Here is a 25,330-nt window from a genome sequence, read left to right as displayed (position 1 = left end):
CAGAAAGCTCACTTTCGCAAGACTACATCATCCCCTTAGGTGCAGAGCCAGCCGCCGGCTTGGGCTCAGGCTTTTCCACCACAATCGCTTCGGTTGTGAGGTACATTCCGGCTATGGAAGCCGCGTTTTGCAGCGCTGAGCGCACCACTTTGGCCGGATCCACGATCCCCTGGGCAAACATATCCACATAGGTTCCGGTCAGGGCATCGAAGCCAAAGGGCATCTCCTTCTCCAAAACCTTTTCCACCACCACTGACCCTTCCAGACCGGCATTGTGGGCAATCTGAAAGAGAGGGGCCTGCAAGGCTCGGTAAACAATTTCTGCCCCCACCTGTTCTTCGGCATTCAACTTGGCCTTGAAAGCCGGGATCCCTTTGGAGAGGTGCAATAGCGTCGCCCCGCCGCCAGGGACGATCCCTTCTTCCACCGCAGCTCGGGTGGCATTCAGGGCATCCTCAATGCGCAGCTTGCGATCTTTGAGTTCGGTTTCAGTGGCAGCCCCCACTTTGATCACCGCCACTCCCCCGGCTAACTTGGCGATGCGTTCTTGCAATTTTTCGCGGTCGTACTCGGAATCGGTGGTTTCCAGTTGCTTGCGAATTTGAGCCACTCGCTTTTCCACCGCCGCTTTGGTGCTGCCATCGGTCACGATGGTGGTCTTGTCTTTGGTGACGGTGATCTTGCGGGCTACCCCCATCATGTCCAGAGTGACCTTATCCAACTTGATGCCCACATCCTCAGAGATGAGCTGCCCGCCGGTGAGAATGGCGATATCTTCCAGCATGGCTTTGCGCCGATCCCCAAAAGCCGGAGCCTTGACCGCCACCGCATTGAGTACCCCCCGCAGGCGGTTCACCACCAATGTGGCCAGAGCCTCTCCCTCCACATCCTCCGCAATGACCAGAAGAGGCCGACCCTCGCGGGCCACCCGCTCTAGGATGGGCACCAGATCTTGCAGGCTGGAGATCTTGTTGCTGGTAATCAGCAGATAAGCATTCTCATACTCGGCCACCATCCGCTCCGAGTCTGTGACGAAATAGGGGGAAATGTAGCCGCGGTCAAACTGCATCCCCTCCACCACGTCCAACTCGGTTTCCAGCGACTTGGATTCTTCGACCGTGATCACCCCATCTCGCCCTACAGCATCCATGGCCTTGGCGATCATCTCTCCCACTTCGCTGTCATTGCCGGCAGAGATAGTGGCTACTTCGGCGATGGTTTTACGGCCTTCCACAGGCTTGGCATGAGCTGCAATTTGCTCCACCAAGTAGGCAGTGGTCTTTTCAATGCCGCGCCGCAGAGCCACAGGGTTGGCGCCCGCCGAGATGTTTTTGAGCCCTTCCCGCACCATGCTTTGGGCCAGGATGGTGGCTGTGGTGGTACCATCTCCGGCCACATCGTTGGTCTTAGAGGCCACTTCCCGCATCAACTGGGCGCCTGTGTTCTCCAAAGGATCGGCCAACTCAATTTCCTTGGCAATCGTGACCCCGTCGTTGACGATTTGGGGGGCACCAAACTTCTTCTCCAAGACCACGTTGCGTCCTTTGGGGCCAATCGTAACCTTGATTGCATCCGCCAGTTGGTTGATGCCCTGCTCCAATGCCTTGCGGGCCTCTTCTCTAAACAGAATCCGCTTTGCCATAGAATCCGCGATCCTCGTAAGTCTGACTGGGCTCCTACTTTGGGTACTGCCAGGCGGAGTGGGGTTCCCAGGAATCCTCCGGCTCGGCTAGCAGGGAGTTAGCACTCTAAACTCCCGAGTGCCAATCTAGCTCAAAGACGGGAGCCTGAGCAAGATGGGCAGATCCGGAGTCACGTTTTGGCTGACAGGGGGGAGAGGGCTAGGAGTTGCCGCCGATCAGGATGTCGGGAAACTGGGCCTGGGCTTCGCTGATGGGGCGGTTGCGCCCGCCGTTTTGCCAGTAGTTGATGAGTTCGGTGGCTCGGTTAAGCAGCTCGATGCGATCCACTTCGCTGATCCAAGTTTTGCTTTCCAGCTCAGCCTTAAGCTGCTCCCAAGCGTCATCCCGCGGCCAGAAAAAGTAGTGGGTGAGGGGGCTGCGGTTTTTGGCCACCACCTGATCGACGGCAATAGCCAAATCGTTTTCCAACCAGAGGGCTTTTAGGGCGAACTTCGGCAAGGCTCTCTTCTCCTTATGGGCTACTCAACGGACGATCCGATCCTAACCAGGCAGCCTTTCATTCTGACATATGTCCTGTCCATCGGCGGGCCGAGAGCCGGAAGATGGATACGGGCTCAGCCCTGTCTGGGGGCAAAGGGCCCTAGATCACAGAGGGCTGTTTCCCCTTTCAGTACCAAGTCCCGCAGGATGGCGGCGCTGATCGGGGCCAGCAACACTCCATTGCGATAATGGCCGGTGGCAATGAGCAGATTGGCGTAGCCAGGAGCCCAACCCAGGATGGGGGCGCGCTGTCCCACTGGTCGAGGCCGATGGCCGGCCCAATGATCCAACAAAGTCGCTGCGGCCAAAGCCGGGCAGAGTCGGATGGCGCGGGCCAGCAGATCTTGTAGCGCCAGCAGCGTCGGCTCGGGATGAGGGGCCTGAAATTCCACTGTTGCCCCCACCCACAGGGATCCATCCCCCAGGGGAACCAGATGCAGATCCGCGTCGGTGACCACGGGCCCCAGGGGGATCCCGGGGGCTTTGACCCGCAGGGCCTGACCTTTGACCGCTTGCAGCGGCACCTGCAGCCCCAGCTCTTTGGCCAGAGGAGAGCTGCCCAGACCTGCCGCCAGGATGACGTGCCCTGCCGAGAGGGTGAGAGCGGGCGTGTAGACCGTTTGCAGGCGAAAGGGGGGATCCGAGCTGCGCTGAATCTTCTGGACAGGCTGGTGGAAGAAAAAGCGGGATCCCTTGCGTTGGGCTGCTTCCAAGAGAGCCTGGGTTAGGAGCTTGGGTTGGACTTGTCGATCCTGGGGAGAGTAGATGGCCGCCGCCAGGTCGCTGCGCAGGCCGGGCTGCAGGGATCCCACTTCGGCAAGGCTGAGCAGATCTAGGCGGTAACCTGCTTGTCGGCGGGCCACCAGGGTTTCTTGCCAAGCTTCCACTTCCTCCTCCCTGAGGAGTTTGAGAATGCCGCGCCGATTGACGGGCAAACTCCGGCCCAGGTCTTCCTCCAGCCGCGCGATTAGGGGATCGAACAGCTCCAGGCTTTTCAGGCGAAGCTGAACCGTCTCCCCACCCGCTTGCCGACTGGAAATGCCCACCAATACCCCCAGAGCTGCCCCTGTCGAGCCGGCGGCAGGATCCCCGGCATCGATCCCAACCACCGATAGGCCAGCCGCAGACAATTCGTAGGCGATGGCACAGCCCACCACCCCACAGCCGATCACCAGCACATCACAGTTCAACAGCCCAACCCTCAATGGAGATGCTTTTCGTAGTGATACTCCACAGAGTTGCTGCGATCGTGCAATTCACGAATTTCCGGCAGACGCACATAGCCGAGCCGCTCATAAACCCGATGAGCCGTCGTGAAGCGAGTATCTGTCCACAGATGCAGAGAGTCCGCCTGCTGCTGCCGAGCCGCAAATTCGGCCTGTTCAATCAAACGCCGACCCAAACCTCGACCCCGCACTGCGGGCAGGGTGTAGAGTTTTTTCAGCTCCATTCGCCCAGGGATCCCATCGGGCACAAGGCCGACACAGCCGACCACTTGATCCTGATGCTGCGCCACCCAAAGGGATCCCCCCATCTCCGCGAAAGCTGTGGCAGGCTGAAGCAACTCCGGCACCTCTTCGATGTCCAATACACAGCCTGGATACTCCGCAAAGACCACTTGCAAAATGTGGAGCAGAGCCGCACTGTCCGAGTTTTCCGCAGGACGGATGTCGATCTGCATCGAGCAGCGAAGAAAAAGAACGAGCAGCGAAGAAAAAGAAATCATCGTTAAGTAAAGCTTTCTCGATTGTACCTGGGCTTGCTCGAGGACTCTGTTTTCTCTGTTTCTCAGGGAGCAGAGGATCCCTGAGGTGAGCAGCTAAGATCACTGGCATCCCCACCCCCATCTGCCCATGGATACTGAACTGCTGGTTCCCGACGTTGCCGACCTTGTGACGGAGGACGATACCCCGGTGGATAATTTCGCCTCCGAAAAGCAGCAGCGCCTCTTGACAGGGGCTCTCTACAGCGCTTTGCGCGGCAAAACCTTTTTAGCAGCGGCAAATGTAGGCATCTACACCGCCATCGGTCGGCCCCCGATTGTGCCGGATGTTTTTCTCAGCCTGGACGTCACGGTGCCGGAGCAATGGTGGGAGAAGCAAAACCGTTGCTACCTGCTCTGGCAATTTGACAAGCCGCCGGATGTGGTGATCGAGATCGTCTCCAACCGCGAAGGCGACGAGCTGGAAGGCAAGCTGAGCCGTTATGAGCAGATGCGAGTTAGCTACTACGCGGTCTTCGATCCCAATCATGAGCTGGGGCCAGAGGAGTTGCGCATTTTCGAACTGCGGGGCCGCCACTACGCGGAAATGACCGAGACCTGGCTAGAACAGGTGGGGCTGGGCCTGACGGTGTGGGAAGGCGTTTTTGAGGGGAAACAAGCTCGCTGGCTGCGCTGGTGTGATGCCCAAGGGCAGTTGCTGCTGACCGGCGATGAACGGGCTGAGTTGGAGCGGGAACGGGCGGAGCAGGAACGTCAACGGGCGGAACAAGAACGCCAAAGAGCCGAACAAGAACGCCAACGGGCGGAACAGGAACGTCAACGGGCGGAGCGTCTGGCGGCAAGATTGCGGGCTTTGGGTGAGGATCCCGATTTGGAGAGCTGAAGCCCAGGGATCCCCTTCAGCACCCACCCTCCACTACACTCAGAGAGGGAACTGCTGCCGGAGTGGCAGGGATCGTTGGACTCACAGATGGGTTATCGCCGCCGGGATTGGTTGGCCTACTGGCTGCTCAAGTGGCTGGTGGTCAACCCCTTGTTTCGGGGACTGTATTTTGGGCGCACCTATGGGCAGGAAAACGTGCCTCGCCAGGGATCCCTCATCGTCGTCAGCAACCACGCCAGCCATTTGGATCCGCCGCTGGTGGCCAATGCGGTGCGCCGCCCGGTGGCCTTCATGGCCAAGGAAGAGCTGTTTCGGGTGCCGGGGCTGAAGCAGGTGATCCAGCTCTACGGCGCCTACCCGGTCAAAAGAGGCGGCTCTGACCGCGCTGCCCTGCGGGCCACGGAAGCAGCTTTGGCGCAGGGATGGGCGGTAGGGATCTTTTTGAATGGCACTCGTACCCCCGATGGCCGCATTCCTCAGCCCCACTTGGGAGCGGCCTTGGTTGCAGCCCGCACCCAAACGCCTCTGCTGCCTGTAGCCCTTTGGGGCACGGAAAAGGTCTTGCCCAAGGGATCCCGGTGGCCGCGTTTGTTCTGCCCCATCACGGTGCGCATTGGCAACCTGATTCTCCCCCCCGCTTCCAGCGATAAGGCCGATTTGCAGCGGGTGACGGCAGAGTGCGTGCAGGCTATCCATGCCCTTTTGGATCAGGGGCGCTGAGGGTATCTTGGGCTACCAGATACTCAACAACAGGGATCCCTCCCAAGATGTGCTTTTGAAGAATCTCCTCCACCACCTCCGGCGTGACCGAGTGGTACCAAAACCCACCGGGATAGACCAGCAGCACAGGGCCAGGAACAGCATAGTCGCATGCCCGCAGGCAGTTGGCTTTGGTGCGGTGTACCCGCAGGGATCCCCCGCTCCCGATTTCCAGGTTCAATTCCTTGATCCGCGATTTCAAATAGTCCCAGGCTTCCAATCCCACGGCTTTCTCACAACATTTGGGCTTGGTTTGATCTGCACAAAGGAACAAATGCCACTGGTAGGGCGGAATGGGAGCCGGCTGAGGCGCTTGGCCTGGGGATCCGGTTGTCGAGGAGGGATCCAGGATAGGGGAAGAAGCGACAGGACGCGACATAACAAGATGTTTGGGCTTGGCTACAGTTGCATTATCCCCTGTTCTCTAGGTTCTTACCGATGCTGGTGGATAACCCCAAGCAGCGACTGTTTCTTGCTCTGCTCCCCCCTCCAGCACTGCAAGAGCAGGTGACAGCCATCAAACAGCAGTTTGCCGAGCAATTTGCCAGCCAAGCGGCCCTGCGCTCGCCTCCCCACATCACTCTGGTGCCGCCGTTCGAGTGGCCCAGTTCCGATCTGCCGGCCTTGACGGGATCCCTAGAGGCCTTTGCCAGGCGTCAGACCCCCGTCTCCATCCAGCTATCCGGCTTTGGGGCCTTCGCACCGCGCGTCATTTTTATCCATGTCGTGCCCTCCCCAGAACTGCAGCGGCTACAAGCTCAAGCCCATCACCACATGGGGATCCTTCTCAACCAGAAAGAGACAACCGCTCAAGCCCGTCCGTTTGTGCCCCACATGACCGTTGCCTTTCGAGATCTAACCCCCGCCCACTTTCGCGCCGCTTGGCCGCAGTTCAAGACCCGTTTTTTTCAAAGTTCCTTCACGGCGTCGGCTTTGACGCTTCTCCTCCACGACGGCAAGCGCTGGCAGGTTTTTGCCCAGTTCTCGATGGGGGAATAATGGGGAACAGAAGAGGGTTGCCAACCGAAGCAGCCTACTCCACCCAGTGAGCGGCCATGTATTCCGCCAAGTCCAACACCCGCTGGGAGTAGCCCCACTCGTTGTCGTACCAAGCCATGACCTTGACCAGATCCCCATCCAGCACACTGGTCATCTCCGCATCCACAATGGCCGAGCAGTCGTGGCCGCGGTAGTCGATGGAGACCAAGGGAATATCCGAGTAGGCGATGATCCCTTTCATCGTGGTTTCCGAGGCTTCCTTCAGGGCAGCGTTTACCTCCTCGGCAATCACGCGCCGCTCTGTTTGCACCACCAAGTCCACCAGAGACACATTGGGCGTGGGAACCCGTACCGCCACCCCATTCAGCTTGCCTTTCAGCTCCGGGATCACCAAAGCCACCGCCTTGGCAGCCCCCGTGGTGGTGGGCACCATGCTCAATGCTGCTGCCCGGGCCCGCCGCAGATCGCGGTGACCACCATCTAAGATCCGCTGGTCGCCGGTGTAACTGTGGGTGGTGGTCATGGTGGCACGGAGGACGCCGAACTTGTCCAGCAACACCTTGATGATCGGGGCAAGGCAGTTGGTGGTGCAGCTGGCGTTGCTGACAATGTTGTGCCGCACCGGGTCGTAGGTGTGTTGATTAACACCGTAGACAAACGTGGGAATGTCTCCCCCCTTGGCCGGGGCGGTGATCACCACCTTTTTGGCCCCCGCTTCTATGTGCTTAGAGGCACCCTGGTAGTCGACAAAAACACCTGTAGCTTCAATAACAAGATCCACCTTCCACTCTTTCCAGGGCAGGTTGCTGGGGTTGCGGTCGGAAACGGCATAGATATGCTTGCCGTTCACCACCAAACCGTTTTCTGCAGGCTCAACGTCTGCTCCCTGCAACGGCCCAAGGATGGAATCGTACTTGAGCAGGTGGGCAGCCGTGCGAGCATCTGAGGTGTCGTTGATGGCAACAATGTCCAGGTTGGACTGGGAGCGACCCAGCCAACAGCGCAAAAAGTTGCGACCAATGCGACCAAACCCGTTGATGGCTACCCTAACCACTGCTCCTGACCTCGCTGCTTGAAATCTCTTGGGGGCTGCTGCCTAGCACATGATATCGCAACCCCTGAACATTCTGAAGACAAAATTTGGGATCCAAGGGGTTGTCTTCGTGGACGTTGACCTGCAAACCTATGCGGAGCAGGGATTGAGCCTCTTTCAAGCGGGATAGCGCTGGTGCAGCAGAGCCATAGCCGAGGCTACATTTTCTACCCCTCGCTGCTCCAGCAGATCCGTGAACATACTATCCAGCCAGTAAAGGTGCTCGCTGATGATCTGGCTCCAGGCGCGGTAGAGTTTCACCTGGACTTCCAGAGGCAGCAGGATCAGCCCTTCGGTGGAAAGGCGTAGGGTTTGCACCTCGGTCATGCTCACTGCCGTAAAGGAGCGCCGCCGTCCCGTCAGCAGAGAAAGTTCCCCAAACAAACGCCCGGCGTGCAGCGTAGCCAGCCAATAATCTCCCGGATGTCGCACATATTGGCGACGCAGCTCCACCACTCCACTGAGGATCATGTACAGGTCACTGCTGGGATCCCCCTCTTGAAAGATCACCTGGCCAGGAGAGAAGCGGCTGGGCAACAGGGCTGCCGTCAGCGCCTTCCACTCGGCATCTTCCAAAGATTGGAAGAGCAAGTGCTCGCGAACACGCTCAAACGGATAACGGGGGCTGCTCATGATGTCGGTGGGCCAGAGGGGTACCTGAGGCCGGCTCCGTTTCATCCTACCGCTGCCGGCAGGGTATTGGGAGATGGGAGAGAGTTGTCCCCAAAGAGTATCTAAGATGCAATGGAAAAGGTAGGTCGCTCCCAGGGATCCCATGCAGCCTGGCTCAATTGTCCGCTGCCGCAACCGCGAGTGGGTGGTGCTCCCCGCTGATTCAGAAGAAATTGTGGTGCTGCGGCCCCTCACCGGCACCCCAGAAGATGCGGTTTGCATTCACCGACACCTGATGAACCTTGTGGGCGGCACCTTGCCCTTCGAGCGAGTGGAGCCTACCGCCTTTCCTTGGCCCTCTGGGGATCATCCTGCCGATACCACCAGTACCCTTCTCCTCTGGCAGGCGGCCCGGCTGATTTTACGGGAGGGCGCAACTCCCTTTCGCTCTCTGGGGCGCCTCTCGATTCGGCCACGGGTATACCAGTTTGTGCCCTTGCTCATGGCGCTGCGCCTCGATCCGGTGCGGCTATTGATTGCCGACGACGTAGGGGTGGGCAAGACCATCGAGGCGCTGCTGATAGCCAGGGAGCTTTTGGATCGCGGCGAGATCCGACGCCTTTGTGTCCTGTGCCCTCCCTATTTGTGCGAGCAGTGGGCCAGCGAGCTGGCCGAGAAGTTTAACCTGGAGCCAGTGGTCATCCGCTCGGGAACGGTGGGGCAATTGGAGCGAAAAACCCCTGTTGGGCGCAGCCTCTACGAGCACTTTCCTGTCCAGGTGGCCAGCATTGACTTCGTCAAGACCGAGCGCAACCGCCACCCATTTCTGCAATTTTGTCCTGAGCTGGTCATTGCCGACGAAGTCCATGGGGCAGCGGCAGCCCATGGCAAAAACCAGCAGGAGCGCCACAGTCTGCTCAAAGCGGTGGCCCAAAACCCCAACCGCCACCTGATCCTGCTGACGGCAACTCCCCACAGCGGTGTCGAAGAGGCCTTCCGCTCGCTGCTGGGGCTGCTGCGGCCCGAGTTCGAGACATGGGATCTCCAGGATCTCAACGAAGACCAACGCGTCCAGCTAGCCCGTCATTTTGTCCAGCGCACGCGGCGAGATATTCGGGAAACTTGGCAGGAGCTCACCTGTTTTCCAACCCGGGAAGCTGAAGATGAAACCTACACCCTTTCTGAGGGACAGCGCAAGCTGTTCGAGGACACCTATGGGTTTTGCTCGGAATTGGTGTGCACAGGGCAGCAACTAGAGAAGCGCCAGCAGCGAGTGCGCTACTGGGGAGCGCTGGCCCTTTTGCGCTGCGTAATGTCCAGCCCGGCGGCAGCAGTAGCGGCATTGCACAATCGCAGCGGAGCAACCCTGGAGGCAGAAGAAGAGGTTGAGGCAGAACTGAGCCGCTGGGTGTTCGAGTCGGCAGAAGAGCGTACCGACGATGAGCTGCCAACGCCAGCTCTTGAAGCCGCAGACCCAACCCTGCCGGATAGCGACCGCCGCCGGTTGCAGGCCCTGGCCCGTCTGGCCAAACAGCTCCAGGGCCCAGAGCACGACACCAAACTGGCGCGGGCCATCGAGCTGGTGAAAAAGTTGCTTCAGGAAGGTTTTCATCCCATCCTCTGGTGCCGCTACGTTGCCACTGCGGAGTATCTGGACAGTTACCTTCGGCAACAGCTGGGATCCCCAGCCCAAGTAGCCTGTGTAACGGGCAGGATGGGAGACGAGGAGCGGGAGGCCAAGATCGCGAACCTGGAAGTTGACCGACCACGGGTGCTGGTGGCCACCGACTGCCTCTCGGAAGGGATCAACCTGCAGGAAAAGTTTACAGCCGTCATCCACTACGACCTGCCCTGGAACCCCAATCGGCTGGAGCAGCGGGAGGGCCGGGTGGATCGCTACGGCCAAAAGGCCAGCCGGGTCAAGGTCATCCGCTTTTTTGGCCGCGACAACCCCGTAGATGGCGTGGTACTGGAGGTGTTGCTCAACAAAGCGCGGGAGATCCACCGCACCCTGGGCACCCACGTGCCTGTGCCGGAGGCTAGCGAAAGCGTTACCCAGGCTGTGCTCGAAGCCCTCTTCCTGCGCAAGGGACACTGGTCCGCCGAGCGCCAGCTAACCCTCGATCTTGGCGTGCCGGAAGTGGATGAGTTTCACCGGCGCTGGGATCGCTCTGTCGAACAGGAGCGGCGCAACCGCACCCGTTTTGCCCAGCGGGCCCTCAAGCCTGAGGCAGTGCAGCGGGAGCTGGAGGCCACCGATGCCGTGCTAGGGGATCCCGAAGCTGTGCGCGAATTCTTCCTGGCTGCCGCCCAGCGCCTCAACCTAGCCATAACCCCAGGGAAGCGGTCGGGGGTCTACCAGGTTAGCGTCGGCTCCGAAGCCACTGCCACCTTGCCGGAAGCCATTCGCCTGGCCCTGCCCTCTCCCAAAGGCGGGCGTTGGCTAATCAGCTTCGACTCGCCCACGCCCGAAGGTGCCGAATACATTGGCCGCAACCACCGCGTCGTGGTTGCCCTGGCCCAGTTTTTGCTGGAGGAAGCCCTCGACAACCCAGAGAAAGGGGATGCTGTCGTCTCCCGCTGCGGCGCTCTACGCACCCGAGCGGTAGTTGATCTTACAACTCTACTGCTGCTGCGGGTGCGCTACCTGGTGGAGCAACCCCAGGGGCAGCCTCTCTTGGCGGAAGAGGTGCTGGTGCTAGGCGGTGTTGGCCTGGAGAGCGGCGAGGCCCGCTGGCTGGAGACGGGCGCAGCTCTCCAACTGCTGGCCACGGCCAAGCCGGATGAGAACCTACCGCTAGCGGAAAAGCGGGAGCTGGTTCAGCATCTCCTGGCCTGTCTCGGCCCGTGGCAGGAGACAGAGGAAAACTGGGGAAGGGATCACCGGCTGCAGCAGGCGGCGCGGGAGCGGATTTTGCAGCGTGCTGCTGAGCTGGAGGCTGCCCATAGGCGCATCCGCCAAGCCGTGTCCCTACAGGGGCGGGGGCTGAAGGTGAAGCCGCAGCTTCCCCCCGATCTTTTAGGACTCCTTGTTCTCCAACCGGTGGTTTGCCGATGAGCGAGTTTTCTGGGGTACGCATCGAAGGAGGCCTGTTGGGGCCCGATATTCTCGAAAAGCTGCTGGCAGGGGATCTGCCAGGACAGAAGCCAGAAGACTTCGGCTTTAACAGCAAGCGCGGCCCAGTCGAAGAGATTGCCGCGGTCTTTGCCGATTGTCGAAAGTACTGGGAGGCCTTCCAGAGCCGCCTGCAGCGCCTGCCCGAAAGCGATCTCGCCACCAGCATCACCCGCGATGCCTGGGCGATCCCCTTCTTCAGTTTGCTGGGGATCGAGGTGCGCTATCAACCGCGCGCCTGCGAGGTGGACGGAATGAACTTCCCCATCTCGCATCGCATGGGCGAGGCGGAAGACGCGCCACCGGTGCACATCGTCGGCGCGCGCCAGGAGCTGGGCCGCGTGCCGGCTTCTGGCCGGCCTCGCCTGGCACCCCACTCGCTGCTGCAGGAGTATCTCAACCGCAGCGAGCACCTCTGGGGCATTGTTACCAACGGATTGACCCTGCGCCTCCTGCGGGACTCCACCTATGTGCGTCGGCAGGCCTATGTGGAGTTTGACCTGAAGCAGATCCTAGAGGAGCAGCGGTTTAACGACTTTGCCATCCTCTTTCGGCTGCTGCACCGCAGCCGCTTGCCCCAAACGGCAGAGCTAGCAGGGGATTGTCTGCTGGAAAAGTACTACCAACAGGCCCTGGAGCAGGGTGGCCGGGTCCGGGAACGGCTGCGGGAGGGGGTTGAGGAGTGCATCAGGTTGCTGGCAAATGGGTTCCTGGCCCATCCCAAGAACCAGAGGCTGAGAGCGCGGCTCTTGTCGGATCCCAGGGAGCTCTACCGCCAACTGCTGCGCTTGGTCTACCGGTTCCTGTTCCTCTTAGTTTCCGAAGAGCGGGGGTTGATGAGCAGCGCGGCGCTCTATCGCGAGCACTACAGCGTGACGCGGCTGCGGCGGTTTTTGGATCGGCAAAGTGCCCAAGACGAACACGAGGATCTCTGGTGCAGCTTGCGGGTGCTCTGGAGGGTGCTTTCCCAAGAGGAGCTGGCGGAGCTGCTGGGGGCTGCTCCTCTCAACGGAGAGCTGTTTGCCCCTCTGGAGCTGGATGAGTGCAGCCTGAGCAACCGGGATCTGCTGCAAGCCTTTTCGCACCTAGCCTACTACCGAGAAAACCCCACCTCTCCCCTTCGGCGGGTCAACTACGCGGCGCTGGATGTAGAAGAACTGGGATCCGTCTACGAAAGCTTGCTCGACTACCAGCCTCAGATTGTAACTGGGCAAGGGGCGCCTCGCTTTGAGTTGAGCTACGGCTCAGAGCGCAAGAGCACAGGCTCCTACTACACCCCGCCGGAGCTAGTGGCCGAACTCATCCGCTCGGCGCTGGAGCCAGTGATCGAAGAACGGCTGAAAGCCGCTCGCCCACCTGAGGAAAAAGAGCAAGCGATTTTGTCCATCCGTGTGTGTGATCCCGCCTGCGGATCCGGTCACTTCCTGCTTGCTGCCGCCCGCAGGTTGGGCAAGGAACTGGCAAAGATCCGCACCGGCGAAGAGGAACCCGCCCCCAAGCGTGTCCGCGAGGCCATCCGCGATGTGGTGGCGCACTGCATCTACGGCGTGGACAAAAACCCGCTGGCGGTGGAACTCTGCCGCGTGGCCCTGTGGCTGGAGGCCCACTGCGCCGGCAAGCCCCTCACCTTCCTGGATCACCACATCAAGTGCGGCGATTCGCTGGTGGGTGTCTTGGATTTGGCGGTTTTGGAAAAGGGCATCCCCGATGAAGCCTTTACCCCGGTTAGCGCTGACTCCAAGGAGGCTGCCCGCTCGCTAAAGCAGCGCAATCGCACCGAGTGCCAGAGTTTGCAAACAGGGCAGCTTTCCCTTGCTTTTGACACTGACCAGGTGGTGGCTGAGCTTAGCCAGGAGCGACAGAAGCTAGAAGCCATTCCAGACAACTCCCCGGCAGAGGTTAGCCGCAAGCAGCAGCTCTACAGCCGCTATTGCCAAGACCCGCAACACCAAAAGCTAGTGGAAGCCTGCAACCTGTGGACAGCCGCTTTTTTCCAGCCCTTGATCCCTGACTTCTCTAGGGCCATTACCACCCAAGCCGTGGCTGATCGACTGCAGGAGAGAACCCCCTCCCAGGCCCTTGCCACTGCTCAGGCCCTCGCCGTCGAGAACCGGTTTTTCCACTGGCCGCTGGAGTTCCCGGAGGTGTTTGAAAGTGGCGGCTTTGATGTGATCCTCGGCAACCCGCCCTGGGAGCAAATTCAACTGGAAGAGCAGGAATTCTTCGCCAGCCGCGATACCGCCATTGCCCGCGCGCCCAACGCCGCCGCCCGCAAACGGCTGATCGCCGACCTACCCAAGACCAACCCCGCCCTCTGGCACGACTACCAGCGTGCCCTGCACGGCGCCGAAAGCACCAGCCGCTTTTTACGGGGCAGTGGTCAATATCCCCTCGCCGGCCGCCGCCGTATCAACACCTACTCGGTCTTTGCCGAACGGGTGCGTAGCCTGCTCAATATCCGGGGGCGGGCGGGCATCATCGTCCCCACCGGCATCGCCACCGACGCCACCAACCAGTTCTTCTTCGCCGATCTGGTGGAAAAAGGACATCTGCTCAGCCTGTTCGACTTTGACAATCGTGAAAAGTTATTTCCGTCGGTTATTTCACTAATGAAGTTTTGCTTGCTCACGATCTGCGGGACAGGCGATCCAAAACGACAGATTCATTTCGAATTTTTCTGCCACCGTCCTGAAGATATACGGAATCCGCTGAAACTTTTGCCTCTGGCACCACACGACTTAGCCGTCATCAACCCCAACACCCGCACCCTGCCGGTCTTCCGTACCCGGCAAGATGCCGACCTCACCCGCGCCATCTACCAGCGCGTGCCGGTTCTGGTGAACGACTCCCCTCTTCCTAAGGGAGAGGGGCTGGGGGTGAGGGTCAACCCCTGGGGCGTGCAGTTTAAGCAGGGGTTGTTCAATATGTCTTCTGACTCGCACCTCTTCCGCACCCGTGCAGAGCTGGAAAAGCAAGGTTACCGGCTGGTGGGGAATGTGTTTGTGCCCTCACCCCCTAGCCCCCTCTCCCACGCTGCGGGAGAGGGGGGAAGGATCGCAGCCCCCGACCTCTCTTCTCGCGCTGCGGGAGAAGGAGGGTACGAATTACCCAAGGCCAGCCGGGAACTGATTGCCAGGGCGCGGCAGTTGCGTCGCGAGGCGACGACCGCCGAAAGCCTGCTCTGGGAATTGTTGCGTGACCGTCGGCTGCTAGGCCGAAAATTCCGACGTCAACATCCGATTGGACAATTCATCGCCGACTTCTTCTGTGACGATGCCCGCCTGATCATTGAGATAGATGGCGCCGTGCACCGTGAACCCACTCAGCAGGAACGCGACCGTTTGCGGGAGGAAATCCTGCGCGAACATGGCTTTGCCATGCTGCGCTTTACCAATGACCAGATACTCGACCGCACAGAACAAGTCCTCCAAGAAATTGCTGCCTATGTCACTGCCCATTCCTACGAGCATCCTTCTCCCCTCTCCCAAAGCCTTGGGAGAGGGGCCGGGGGTGAGGGCTACCTCCCCCTCTACGAAGCCAAGATGATCTGGCACTATGACCACCGCTACGGCACCTATGAGGGCGTGCGCGACCGCTCCAGCACCCAACTGCCCACGCCTGATGAGCACCAGCACGCCGACCCGCACTTTGTTGTCCAGCCCTGGTACTGGGTGCCCGCCGAAGAAGTGCAAGCCCGCCTGGGCGCGTGGCAACGCGGCTGGCTGCTCGGCTTCCGGGATGTGGCACGTTCTACGGATGAGCGCACCGCCATCTTCAGCTTGCTGCCCAGAGTTGGGGTAGGACATACGATGCCCATAGTCCTTACGGGTGAGATTTCGGCTATTCATCTCTCATGTTTTCTAGCCAATCTAAATGTCCTAATTTTTGATTGGGCATTGCGCCAGAAAATTGGTGGGACGCATCTTACTTTCTTCATCCTCCGCCAACTCCCCGTCCTGCCGCCGGATGCCTACACCGCCGAAGATTTGCGCTTCATCGTCCCGCGCGCGCTGGAGCTGGTCTACACCTCCTGGGACATGAAACCCTTCGCCGACGACGTATGGCGAGAGGCAGACGAAGGATTGCGGGCTGTGATTAGACCTCACCCCCCGACCCCCTCGCCCGCAGCACTGGGTGAGGGCATCCCCTTCCCGCCGTTCACCTGGAACGAGGAACGCCGCGCCATCCTCCGCGCTGAACTGGATGCGTACTACGCCCGGCTCTACGGCCTCACCCGCAAGCAACTGCGCTACATCCTCGACCCGGCAGACCTCACCGAACGCGAACTGGAAGACATACTCGACCCGCGGGAAGAGGTGGCAGACCCGCTCGACCCGGCTGGCTACGCTACCCGCGCTCCTGCTAGCACCTTCCCCGGCGAAACCTTTCGCGTGCTGAAGGAGAAGGAGATACGTCAATACGGCGAATACCGCACCCGGCGGCTGGTGCTGGAGGCGTGGGAGAAGCTGGCGCAGCACTCAATAAAAGCTTAGAATACACATAGATCTGCATTTCTATACACACAAGTGGCTCCTCATGCGCACCAACATCGTCCTGGATGACGACCTGATCGAGCGTGCCCGCCAGGTAACCGGCCTCAAGACCAAGCGCGAGGTGATTCACGAAGCGCTGCGTGTCCTGATTCGCCTACACGAGCAAGCTGAGATCCGCAACTTACGCGGCAAGTTGAAATGGGAGGGCAATTTGCAGCAGCAACGCCTGTCGTGCCTGCAGGACTGAGGATGATCCTGGTGGACAGCACCATCTGGATTGATTACTTCAACGGCATTTCATCGCTTCACACCGACTATCTGGATTGGGCCCTGGATCAAACTCTTATCCTGGTGGGCGACCTGATTTTGGCAGAAGTCTTGCAGGGCTTTCGCAAAGATGCCGATTTCGAGCAGGCTCGCTGTGCTCTGGTGAAATTGCATCAGGTGCAAATGGTTAACCCCTCCCTGGCGGTGAAAAGTGCGCAGAACTTTCGCTTGTTGCGTCGCAAAGGCGTGACGGTGCGCAAAACAATAGACAGTTTGATTGCCACTTGGTGCATTGAGAACAATGTTCCGCTCCTCCACCACGACAGTGACTTCGATGGCTACGAGGCGCATCTAGGATTGCGGGTTATTCGTCCATGAGGCAGAGGTGGCCTTCTGCAGACCAGTTTTCTCTTGACATACCCCCTGCCTAAAGGCAAGGGATTCTGGTTCCTGCATTCGGAGAACGCTGCAGCCGTCGGCGGGTACTGGAGGTGTGGGGGAAGCTGGCGCATTGCCGATCCCACTTCGGAGATATCTTTTTGCCGTTCAGCGGGCCGTAGATCTTGGTGGGTGCGGTTTCAAACACCACTTGCGGCATCTTCAAGCTAGGCTTGAGCTAACCAAGCGGGCCTTAAGGGCAGATTCGATGTCCACCATCTTTGATCTCCACGCCACTGTTCTGGACGACTATCGCGATTTTGTCCGCTCCTTTTTTCTCATTGGCGACCAACGGGCGCAAGCCTTTGTGAATCAAGCTCTAGAGGAAGGGATCCACCTCTGGCCAGAACCCCTCCTCCAGCTCAGCCCTAGTTATGTATCTGGTCCAACCGTTGACGAGTTGGCCGAGGCGGGGCGCATTGCCCAAGAAACAGCCCGCATTTTCCGCTTTGAGGATGGCAGACCCTTCCGCCTCTACCGCCACCAGGAGGAGGCCATCGCCAAAGCCTTGGCAGGGGAAAGCTTTGTGGTTACCAGCGGCACCGGCTCCGGCAAAAGCCTTTGCTACTTCCTGCCCATTCTCGACAACTGGATCCGCCAGGGGGGATCCCTGGGCCAGGTGACGGCCCTGGTGGTCTATCCCATGAACGCCCTGGTTAACTCCCAATACCAGTCTTTACAAACTCTGCACGAGCGCTACGAGCGCGCCTACCATCGCCCTTTTCCGCTGCGCTTTGCCAAGTACACCGGGGAAACTGCAGAAAGCGACCGGGAAGATCTGCGCCGGGATCCGCCCCAAATTCTGCTTACTAACTACGTGATGGCGGAGCTGCTTTTGGTGCGCCCCGAAGATCAGCGCTTTTTAAGTTCCAACGGGCTGCGCTTCCTGGTCTTTGACGAGCTGCACACCTACCGAGGCCGGCAGGGGGCCGATGTGGCGATGCTGGTTCGCCGCCTCAAGGGACGCTGCGCCGCCAAGGACTTGGTTCACATCGGCACCAGCGCCACCATGATTGCTCGGCCAGAGGCCAGTGCCCTGGAGCGCCGCCAGACCGTGGCCGACTTCGCCAGCCGCTTCTTTGGCCATCCCTTCACACCGGAGCAGATTATCGAGGAGACCCTGGCCCCTTTGAGCGAAAGTGGCCCGCCTTCACCTGAAGAGCTCAAACCCGCCCTCGATCCCCCCTGGCCCACCGACCTAGCTAGCCTGCGCCGCCACCCCTTGATGCGCTGGTTGGAGTACGAGCTGGGCCTGGAGCAAAGTCCCGATGGCAGCTTCAGGCGCCGCGTGCCCCGGGAGCTTTCCAAGGTAGCTGCCCAACTGGCAGAGCTGACCAGCACTACCCCTGAGAGCTGCACCGAGTCCCTACGCCAGTTTCTGGCCCACGCCAGCAGCCTGCGGGAGGGCTCTAGCCGCGGCCCGGCCTTGAAGTTGCACCAGTTTATCTCCCAGGGCCGCACCCTCTATGCCACCCTGGAAAGTCGGGACAAGCGGCAGTTTTCCCTGGAAGGACAAGTGCAAGCAGGGGAAGGAAAGCTGTTTTTCCCCGTCAAGTTCTGCCGCCACTGTGGCCAGGACTACTACCACGTCCTCAGGTCAAAGACTCACTTCCTGCCCTATCCTCTGGGGGAAGAGGTTGAGGAAGGCGAAGACCAGCAGGCCGGCTACCTCAGCTTGGATCCCATTGACAACGAGTGGTCGCCAGAGCAGATCCCGGAAGATTGGTACACCCCTGAAAACCGGCTCAAACCCCACTGGAAAAAGCGCGTCCCCCAAGCAGTTTGGGTACGCCCGGACGGCTCCTTTTCCGAGGTGCCTCAGGCAGAGGCCCAGAAGCTGTGGTGGCAGCCCCAGCCCTTTTCTCTTTGCCTAGCTTGCGGCGAGTACTACAGTGGGCGGGAGCGGGAGTTCGCCAAGCTGGCTTCCCTCTCCAGCGAAGGCCGCTCCAGCGCCACCACCATTCTGGCCACTTCTCTGCTGCGCCATGCCGCTCAGACGGGTGCAGCCCGCGGCAAGCTGCTCACCTTTACCGACAACCGCCAGGACGCCTCCCTGCAGGCCGGCCACTTCAACGATTTTGTGCATGTGGCCCTTCTGCGGGCCTCGCTCTATGCTGCCCTGCAGGAGAAAAAAGAGCTGGACTTCTCAGAGGTAGCCCCGGCAGTGGTGCAGGCCTCAGGCTTGAGCCTTGCCGACATTACCCAAAACCCCGATTTGGATCCCGACTCGCCCAGTGCCGAGGAAGTGTGGCAGACCTTTAGCGAGCTAACCGAATACCGGCTCTATGAAGATCTGCGGCGCGGCTGGCGGGTTACCCACCCCAACCTGGAACAGGTGGGCTTGTTGAAAATCGAATACCGCAGCCTCAGGGAGCTTTGCCAAGGCTCGGCCCTGGCCCCTCTCCACCCCTGGTTTGTCCAGGCCGAGGTTGAGGAGCGGGAACGCCTGCTGCGGGCTGTTTTGGATCAGTTTCGGCGCAAATTGGCCATCGATGTGCGCCTGCTCAAAGCCGAGTCCCAGAGAACGCTGCGCCGACGGGCCGAGCAACACCTCAACGAGTTTTGGGGCCTAGAAGAGTACGACGAGCTGCGGACGGCCACCTGCTTTGTCCGCCAAAGCTGCGACGGAAAGGACATAACAACTTTCAGCCTGGGCCCCCGCAGCGCCCTCGGACGCTTTCTTGCCAAGCGCCTTGGGCTAACCCGGGAAACCTACGATGAGCTTTTGGGATCCCTGCTTTCTCTCCTAGTTAGCTACGACCTGCTGCGGCGCCACTCGGAGAATGGCCAGGAAGCCTACCAGCTCAACGCTGGCTGTCTGCGCTGGTGCCTGGGCAATGGCTCGCCGCCGCCAGATCCTCTGTATTCCCGCCGGGCCGAGCAGAGCGGCTACTCCTCTGCCCGCCGCCCCGTTAATCTCTTTTTCCAGCGCCTCTACCAGGCCGGGGCAGCAGGGCTGGGATCCCTGGAGGCTAGGGAGCACACTGCCCAAGTGGTTCGGCCAGGAGAGCGGGAGCAGCGAGAAAGGCGCTTTCGCGGGGAGGATCAAGCTCGACGCCTTCCCTATTTGGTGTGCTCGCCAACCCTGGAGTTGGGGGTCGATATTGCCGATTTGGATCTGGTGCATCTGCGCAACGTGCCCCCCACACCCGCCAACTACGCCCAGCGCAGCGGTCGGGCAGGCCGCCAGGGGCAGCCGGGACTCATCATCACCTATTGCGGGGCTTTCAATAGCCACGACCAGTACTACTTCCGCCGCCGCCCCGAGATGGTGGCCGGTCGCGTGCGCCCTCCCCGCCTGGATCTAGCCAACGAATCGCTGCTGCGCGCTCACATCCACGCCGTTTGGTTGGCTCAGGTGCGCCTGCCCCTAGGCAATTCCATTGAAACCGTCATCGACGCGGATCGGGAAGAGCTGCCCCTCAGGGAGACAGTGGCCCAGCAAATCCAACTTGAGGAGTCTGCCCGCCAACAAGTGAAGGAGCAGGTGCAGAAGCTGCTGGCCGCCGATCGCCAACTCCTAGATAAAAGCGGCTGGTTTAGCGAGCGCTGGCTTCAGCAGGTCATTGAAGAGGCACCCCAGGCTTTTGACCGAGCTTTCGATCGCTGGCGAGAGCTCTATCGGGCTGCCACGCAGCAGTTGGAAGCCGCTAACCGCCAGCTCCAGACGACTCGCCAAAAGAAAGACCAACAGGAAGCCGAGCGCCGCCAGCAAGAAGCCCTGCGCCAGCGCAACTTGCTGCTGCAGATTGGAACCCAGCGGGAGGAAAGCGACTTCTATCCCTACCGCTATTTGGCTAGCGAAGGCTTCTTGCCCGGCTACAACTTCCCTGCCTTGCCGGTGCGGGCCTGGGTGCCCCGCGGCAGCGAGGGCGAGTTCATCGCCCGGCCTCGCTTTTTGGCTATCCGCGAGTTTGCTCCCCACAACTTCCTCTACCATGAGGGCTGCCAGTGGGAAGCAGTGGCGTTTCAGGCTCCGCCCGGCGGCCTGGAGGAGCGCAAAAGTAGCCACAAGCTCTGTTTTAGCTGTGGGGCCTTTGCCGATCCCCACCTGGATTGCTGCCCCGTCTGCGGCACCCAGTTCGATGGGCAAAACAGCCTCTTTACCCAGCTTCTGGAAATGCCCAATGTGCGCATGCGGCGGCGGAATCGCATCACAGCTGACGAAGAGGAGCGGCGGCGGCAAGGCTACGAGCTGCAGACCTTCTTCCAGTTTGCTCCCGAAAGCTCTGGCTACCGCGTCCAAGAAGCTGATGTGCTGAGCGGACAAACTCCCCTGCTGCAGTTGCGCTATGCCCCGGCGGCCACCCTGCTACGCATCAACCACGGCTGGCGGGGAAGTGGAGGGCGCGGCTTTTTGGTCAACTTTGAAAATGGGGAAGTTCCCTCGCGAGATCAGCTTGAGCGGAACAGGGCAGGCTCGTCCAACCCAGTCCCCCTGCAGTCCATTCGCCTGGCGGTGCGCAGTACCCAAAACCTGTTGCTGGTGCGCCTAGTTCAGCCAGGGGTGGAGAATCCGCAGGCCCTGGAGACCACCCTGCGCTATGCCCTCAAGCGAGGGATCGAAGAGACCTTTGAGCTAGAAGAGACAGAGCTGGCCGCCGAGTGCATCGGCCAGGGATCCCATCAGGCCATGCTCTTCTACGAAACAGCAGAAGGGGGCGCTGGCGTCCTGCGGCGCCTGGTGGAAGAGCCCCAGGCTCTAGCGGAAGTGGCCCAAGTGGCGCTGGAGATCTGTCACTTCCAGCTTTCAGAGGCCGGGATCCAAGACCTGCGGCCCGAATGCCGAGCAGCCTGCTACGAATGCCTGCTCAGCTATGCCAACCAACGGGAAGCGCTGCAGCTTGACCGCTATCAGATCCGGGATCTTTTGGGCCTGCTGGTCAACAGCCGCACCGAGCTGCGCTCCCTGGGTCGCTCCCGCCAAGAGCACCTGGAGTGGCTGCGCCAGCTCCTGGACCCTCGCTCTGAACTGGAGCGCCGCTTTCTCGAAACGCTGGCAGCAGGAGGGTATCGGCTGCCTGAGGATGCCCAGAAAGCCATTGCCGATCCCGACTGCGTCGTTGACTTCTTCTACAGCCCCAACATCTGCATCTTCTGCGATGGCCCAGTCCACGACCAGCCTGCCCAAGCGGAACGGGATCGCCAACTGCGCTCGCAGCTGCAGGGACGGGGCTACCGCGTGCTTGTTCTGCGCTACAACCAAGATTTGCAAGAGCAGCTGGCTCGCTACCCAGAAGTATTTGGCAAGGGCAGCTAGTCCTGCTGGTGGGAAAACAGATAAGCTCCCACAAAAGCCAGGATTACCGCCAAGCCGCCCAAAACTCCCACCGTGTACCAGGGAAACTCCGCAAGCGGCTGGTAGGCGGCTGCCCGCATGCCAATGCTGGCGTAGGAAAGGGGCAGGCAATAGACCAGCACCTGCAGGTAGGTCGGCAACTGGGCGGGATCGAAAAAGGTGGCCCCCAGAAAAGACATGGGCGTAATCAAAAAGTTGGTTAGCACGCCCACACTCTCCAGGCTGGGCACCTTCAAGCCAGCAATTACCCCAATGCCGGCAAAGACGGCGCAATCCAAAAGTAGAACCAACAGCGACAAGGGGTGAAGCAGGCCCCAGGCCCCCGTACCCAGCACCCCCACCGCCAACACCCCCAAGGCCGTCAGCAGGCCGCGGGCAATGCCCGCCAGCACCTTGCCCAGATGCAAAGACAAGGGGTGCACCGGCAACAGCAGCAGCTCTTCAAAGCTCTTGGTAAATAGCCGCGATCCACAAATGGAGAAGGTGGTGCCGGCAAAGCTGATGGTCATGGCTGAAAGAGCCACCATCCCCGGCAAAATAAAGCGCAAATAAGAACCTGCCGCCGTGGATCCGGCCACCTCGGCCAAAGCTTCGGCCCGCAGGGATCCCCCTAGGCCCACCCCAAAGGCAACAATGTAGATGAGGGGAGCCACCAGCCCCGAGGCCACCACCTGCCAAACTCGCCCCCGCAGATCCAGCCAGTCGCGCCAGAAGATGGTTAAACTGTCTTCCCAGATTCGCTGATAGGGTAGGGTCAGGGCACGGTTCACCATACGTTTTCCTCGCCGTTCACGGGTTTTGGGCTTGCCGTCTTGTGTCCGATTTTCTGCCACCACTCCGGTTGGGCACCGTTGGCTAATAGCCGTAGTAGTTGGAACGCCACCAAGCCACCGGCAGCGCCAATGCCTTGCTGAGAGTGGACACGTAAGCGCGGGTGCGAAAAACCTGGTAGTGGTTGCGCTCGATGGCGTTGAGAATCTGCCGGTAGAGCATCAAGGAAGCGGCTACCGGCCAGCGGGAGTCCGGCTGCAGGGTAGGGATCCCCCGTTCCGCTTGGGCATAGAGCTCTCTAGCCCGCCGGATCTCATAGTCCATCAAAGCCATCCAGCGCTCGTCAATAACATAGTTAAACAGGTCCCGCTCGGAGTAGTTGAAGCGGCGCAGATCTTCCAGGGGGATGTAGATCCGCCCGCGGCGGGCGTCCTCTCCCACATCCCGCAAGATGTTGGTTAGTTGCATGGCGATCCCCAGCGCCACCGCCTCCTCGCGGCCATCCCGGCCCGGCACAAATCCCATGATCTCCGAGCACATCAGCCCCACCACCCCAGCCACGCGGTAGCAGTAGACCCGCAGATCCTCCCAGGTGGCGTAGCGCCGCGTATCCAAGTCCATGCTCTGCCCCCGCAGCATCTCGCGAAACGGCTCGATGGAAAGGCGGTAGGTGCGGATGGTGTGGATCAAAGCGAGGTCCGTGGGGACTTGCGGCTCGCCTCCCTGGAAGAGCGACTCCAGATGGGATCCCCACTGCTCCAGCTTGCTGCGGGTGACCTCCACCTCTGCCTGGCTGGCTTCCAGTCCATCCAGCAACTCATCGGTTTGCCGCAGCCAAGCGTAGATGGCCCAGATGGCCCGCCGTTTGGACTGGGGCAAGAGCAGGGATCCCAGGTAGAAAGTCTTAGCGTGCTTGGCCGTAATCTGGCGACAGAGGGCAAAAGATTGCTCAAGCGGACTCATCTGGCTATCTCCAGGAGCACAGGGCCAGGATAGAGAAGGAAGAGGAACGGCGAGGGCACATATCAACACTACGGGAAAGCGGACGCCGCGGATAGCCTAGAAGAGGTTGTGGGGAAAAGAAAGATTCAAAAGGCATAGGAGGCGGACGGCGGAGAGCTAGACCCCCGCAGCTGCCAGAGTTGAGGCCGAGACAGAAGCGCGTTGAAATGGGATCCCCTTGTTGATGGCCTCCGCCGCCCACTTGCCGGAGAGGATGGCCCCCTCCATGCTGCCCAGGAAGGGCTGTAGGGTGTAGCTGCCCGCCAAGAAGAAGTTGGGAATAGGGGTAACTTGAGTGGGGCGATACTGCTGTCTGCCAGGGGTAGCCTTGTAGACCGAGCGCGGCGTTTTCACCACCACCCACTTGCGCACGCGGGCGGGGTTGGGGCCGGTAAGGTGCTGGGGAAAGAGTTTTTTCAGTTCCTCCAGCGTGGCGGCAAAGATCTCCTCATCGCCGCGATCAATCCACTCGGCAGCCGGAGCCAGCACCAGCTCCAACATGGACCGCTCCGGATCGGCATAGGCCCGGCAGGTGTTGCTCATGTCGGCATACACGCTCAATAGCGGCGAGCGGGAAAACAAGGAGTGATCGATGTGAGTAATCTTGCGGTCAAACCAGATCTGCAGGCTAATTACTGGCACCCCCTCCAGTTCACGCAGCTTTTGGAAAAAGGGGATCCCCCACCACTGCGCCGGCAGCAGCTCCTTGAGCGCGTCCACCGAAAGGGCCGAGACATAGGCATCGGCAGTCACCTCCACCGGCCCAGAGGGGGTGGCTAAGCAAAACCCGGCCACGCTGTTATCGAGGTTGAGACGAATGTCCTGCAACGCCGCCTTCAAATGCACTTCCCCCCCACGGGCGACAATGTAGTCCACCATCGGCTGGCAGAGCCGCTCTGGGGGAGCGCCGTCTAGGTAGGCAATCCTAGAGCCATCTTTTTGCTGCAAAAAGCGGTTCAAGGCCGTCAGGGGCACCATGGCCGAGATCTCCTCCGGGTTGATGAAGGCCAGGGCCTTGGAGACGGCAATGAAAATATCGGTGTTGACCCGCTCGTCAATACCCTGCCGCCGCAGCCATTCCAAGAGGCTATAGCGATCCATCTGCTCCACATAGCGCTGGCCGCGAATCATGGCCGGCACCAGCCCCAGGGCAAACTTCACCTTTTCCCCCCAGGTGAGCATGTCGTTGTTGCGCAAGATGCCGACAATGGCGTTGAAAGGAGCGGGAATATCCGGCAGGTCAAAGCGGGAATAGGTGCCCGGCTTGTCCGGCTGGTTGAAAATCAAGCTGTGTTCCTTCCACTGCAGGCGATCGGAGATGCCCAGCTCCCGGAACAGCTGCAACGTGTTGGGGTAGGCGCCAAAAAAGTTGTGCAGCCCCGTCTCGATCCAGTCGCCGTCGGCATCTTTCCAGGCAGCCACCAGGCCACCCAAAACATCCCGCCGCTCAAAGAGGAGCGGTTGATGCCCGGCATCGCAGAGATACTTGGCACAGGCCAGCCCGGCCAGCCCGCCACCAGCAATGGCAACACGCATGAGGGTAACGACAAAGCAACATTTTTATTCTATTTGCAAACCGTTACAATTGCCGGGGCCAAGGGGCAGACGGAAGGCCGACCCAGCAAAAGCAGCGGAACAAGGGGATCCCGAAGCCCATCTGTCTCACTGCCGGGATCCCAATCGCTGGTAGGAT

Annotated in this window: 17 protein-coding genes and 1 pseudogene; 8 read left to right on the top strand and 10 right to left on the bottom strand. The window is 60.3% G+C overall.

The window, feature by feature from the left end; translation table 11 throughout:
• Window positions 1–22: 22 nt before the first annotated feature.
• The 4 genes and pseudogenes from groL to CYB_RS08135 all read right to left on the bottom strand — a co-directional run bounded on the left by groL (window position 23) and on the right by CYB_RS08135 (window position 3,864).
• Window positions 23–1,642 carry a chaperonin GroEL gene (gene groL, locus CYB_RS08150; protein ID WP_011433315.1) on the bottom strand — a complete coding sequence of 540 codons (1,620 nt, stop codon included), beginning with the start codon at window positions 1,640–1,642 and terminating at the stop codon, window positions 23–25.
• Between the two features lie 199 nt (window positions 1,643–1,841).
• Window positions 1,842–2,159 (bottom strand): annotated as a pseudogene (locus tag CYB_RS08145) (30S ribosomal protein PSRP-3); the annotation flags it as partial.
• Window positions 2,160–2,257: 98 nt separating this feature from the next.
• Window positions 2,258–3,373, bottom strand: a complete 1,116-nt coding sequence (locus tag CYB_RS08140; RefSeq protein ID WP_071818196.1) for an NAD(P)/FAD-dependent oxidoreductase — start codon at window positions 3,371–3,373, stop codon at window positions 2,258–2,260.
• 11 nt (window positions 3,374–3,384) lie between these two features.
• Window positions 3,385–3,864, bottom strand: a complete 480-nt coding sequence (locus CYB_RS08135; protein ID WP_041437363.1) for a GNAT family N-acetyltransferase — start codon at window positions 3,862–3,864, stop codon at window positions 3,385–3,387.
• 172 nt (window positions 3,865–4,036) lie between these two features.
• On the opposite strand from CYB_RS08135, the gene CYB_RS08130 reads away from it, so the two are divergent.
• Window positions 4,037–4,789: a Uma2 family endonuclease gene (locus tag CYB_RS08130; protein ID WP_011433311.1), complete on the top strand. Its 753-nt coding sequence runs from the start codon at window positions 4,037–4,039 to the stop codon at window positions 4,787–4,789.
• 87 nt (window positions 4,790–4,876) lie between these two features.
• Window positions 4,877–5,509 carry a lysophospholipid acyltransferase family protein gene (locus tag CYB_RS08125; protein ID WP_011433310.1) on the top strand — a complete coding sequence of 211 codons (633 nt, stop codon included), beginning with the start codon at window positions 4,877–4,879 and terminating at the stop codon, window positions 5,507–5,509.
• On the opposite strand, the gene CYB_RS08120 is transcribed toward CYB_RS08125, so the two are convergent.
• Window positions 5,478–5,927, bottom strand: coding sequence for a (2Fe-2S) ferredoxin domain-containing protein (locus CYB_RS08120; protein WP_011433309.1), 450 nt, complete (start codon window positions 5,925–5,927; stop codon window positions 5,478–5,480). The genes CYB_RS08125 and CYB_RS08120 overlap by 32 nt on opposite strands.
• 59 nt (window positions 5,928–5,986) lie before the next feature.
• Here CYB_RS08120 and CYB_RS08115 point away from each other — a divergent pair, with 59 nt between their 5' ends.
• Entirely contained in the window at window positions 5,987–6,547 is a 561-nt protein-coding gene (locus CYB_RS08115; RefSeq protein ID WP_011433308.1) for a 2'-5' RNA ligase family protein, read from the top strand.
• Window positions 6,548–6,581: 34 nt separating this feature from the next.
• Here the strand turns inward: CYB_RS08115 and gap are convergent, their stop codons facing one another.
• Window positions 6,582–7,601, bottom strand: coding sequence for a type I glyceraldehyde-3-phosphate dehydrogenase (gene gap / locus CYB_RS08110; protein ID WP_011433307.1), 1,020 nt, complete (start codon window positions 7,599–7,601; stop codon window positions 6,582–6,584).
• 156 nt (window positions 7,602–7,757) lie between these two features.
• On the bottom strand, window positions 7,758–8,318 hold the full coding sequence (locus tag CYB_RS14100) for a Crp/Fnr family transcriptional regulator (RefSeq protein WP_187147224.1): 561 nt from the start codon (window positions 8,316–8,318) through the stop codon (window positions 7,758–7,760).
• Window positions 8,319–8,415: 97 nt separating this feature from the next.
• Here CYB_RS14100 and CYB_RS08100 point away from each other — a divergent pair, with 97 nt between their 5' ends.
• The 5 genes from CYB_RS08100 (at window position 8,416) to CYB_RS08080 (ending at window position 21,825) form a co-directional block, all read left to right on the top strand.
• Window positions 8,416–11,310, top strand: a complete 2,895-nt coding sequence (locus CYB_RS08100; RefSeq protein WP_011433304.1) for a helicase-related protein — start codon at window positions 8,416–8,418, stop codon at window positions 11,308–11,310.
• Entirely contained in the window at window positions 11,307–15,860 is a 4,554-nt protein-coding gene (locus CYB_RS08095) for an endonuclease domain-containing protein (protein ID WP_041436559.1), read from the top strand. Before CYB_RS08100 ends, CYB_RS08095 begins: the two co-directional genes overlap by 4 nt.
• A gap of 43 nt (window positions 15,861–15,903) precedes the next feature.
• Window positions 15,904–16,107: a type II toxin-antitoxin system VapB family antitoxin gene (locus CYB_RS08090; protein WP_011433302.1), complete on the top strand. Its 204-nt coding sequence runs from the start codon at window positions 15,904–15,906 to the stop codon at window positions 16,105–16,107.
• A 2-nt stretch (window positions 16,108–16,109) separates the two neighbouring features.
• Complete coding sequence (locus tag CYB_RS08085; protein WP_011433301.1) at window positions 16,110–16,505, top strand: type II toxin-antitoxin system VapC family toxin; 396 nt, start codon at window positions 16,110–16,112, stop codon at window positions 16,503–16,505.
• 268 nt (window positions 16,506–16,773) lie between these two features.
• A complete protein-coding gene (locus tag CYB_RS08080) occupies window positions 16,774–21,825 on the top strand; it encodes a DEAD/DEAH box helicase (RefSeq protein WP_041436557.1) in 5,052 nt (1,683 codons plus the stop codon).
• Here CYB_RS08080 and CYB_RS08075 read toward each other — a convergent pair.
• The 3 genes from CYB_RS08075 to pds form a co-directional block, all read right to left on the bottom strand.
• Window positions 21,822–22,637: an ABC transporter permease gene (locus tag CYB_RS08075; protein WP_011433299.1), complete on the bottom strand. Its 816-nt coding sequence runs from the start codon at window positions 22,635–22,637 to the stop codon at window positions 21,822–21,824. The two genes, CYB_RS08080 and CYB_RS08075, sit on opposite strands and share 4 nt — an antisense overlap.
• Before the next feature lie 82 nt (window positions 22,638–22,719).
• On the bottom strand, window positions 22,720–23,598 hold the full coding sequence (locus CYB_RS08070) for a phytoene synthase (protein ID WP_011433298.1): 879 nt from the start codon (window positions 23,596–23,598) through the stop codon (window positions 22,720–22,722).
• Window positions 23,599–23,754: 156 nt separating this feature from the next.
• Complete coding sequence (gene pds, locus CYB_RS08065) at window positions 23,755–25,173, bottom strand: 15-cis-phytoene desaturase (RefSeq protein ID WP_011433297.1); 1,419 nt, start codon at window positions 25,171–25,173, stop codon at window positions 23,755–23,757.
• Window positions 25,174–25,330 lie beyond the last annotated feature (157 nt).

It is taken from the genome of Synechococcus sp. JA-2-3B'a(2-13) (assembly GCF_000013225.1).
In the GTDB taxonomy this organism is placed as follows: Bacteria; Cyanobacteriota; Cyanobacteriia; order Thermostichales; family Thermostichaceae; genus Thermostichus.
The sequence above is the reverse complement of the archived record's forward strand: the minus strand, read 5'-3'. Positions and strand labels throughout refer to the sequence as shown.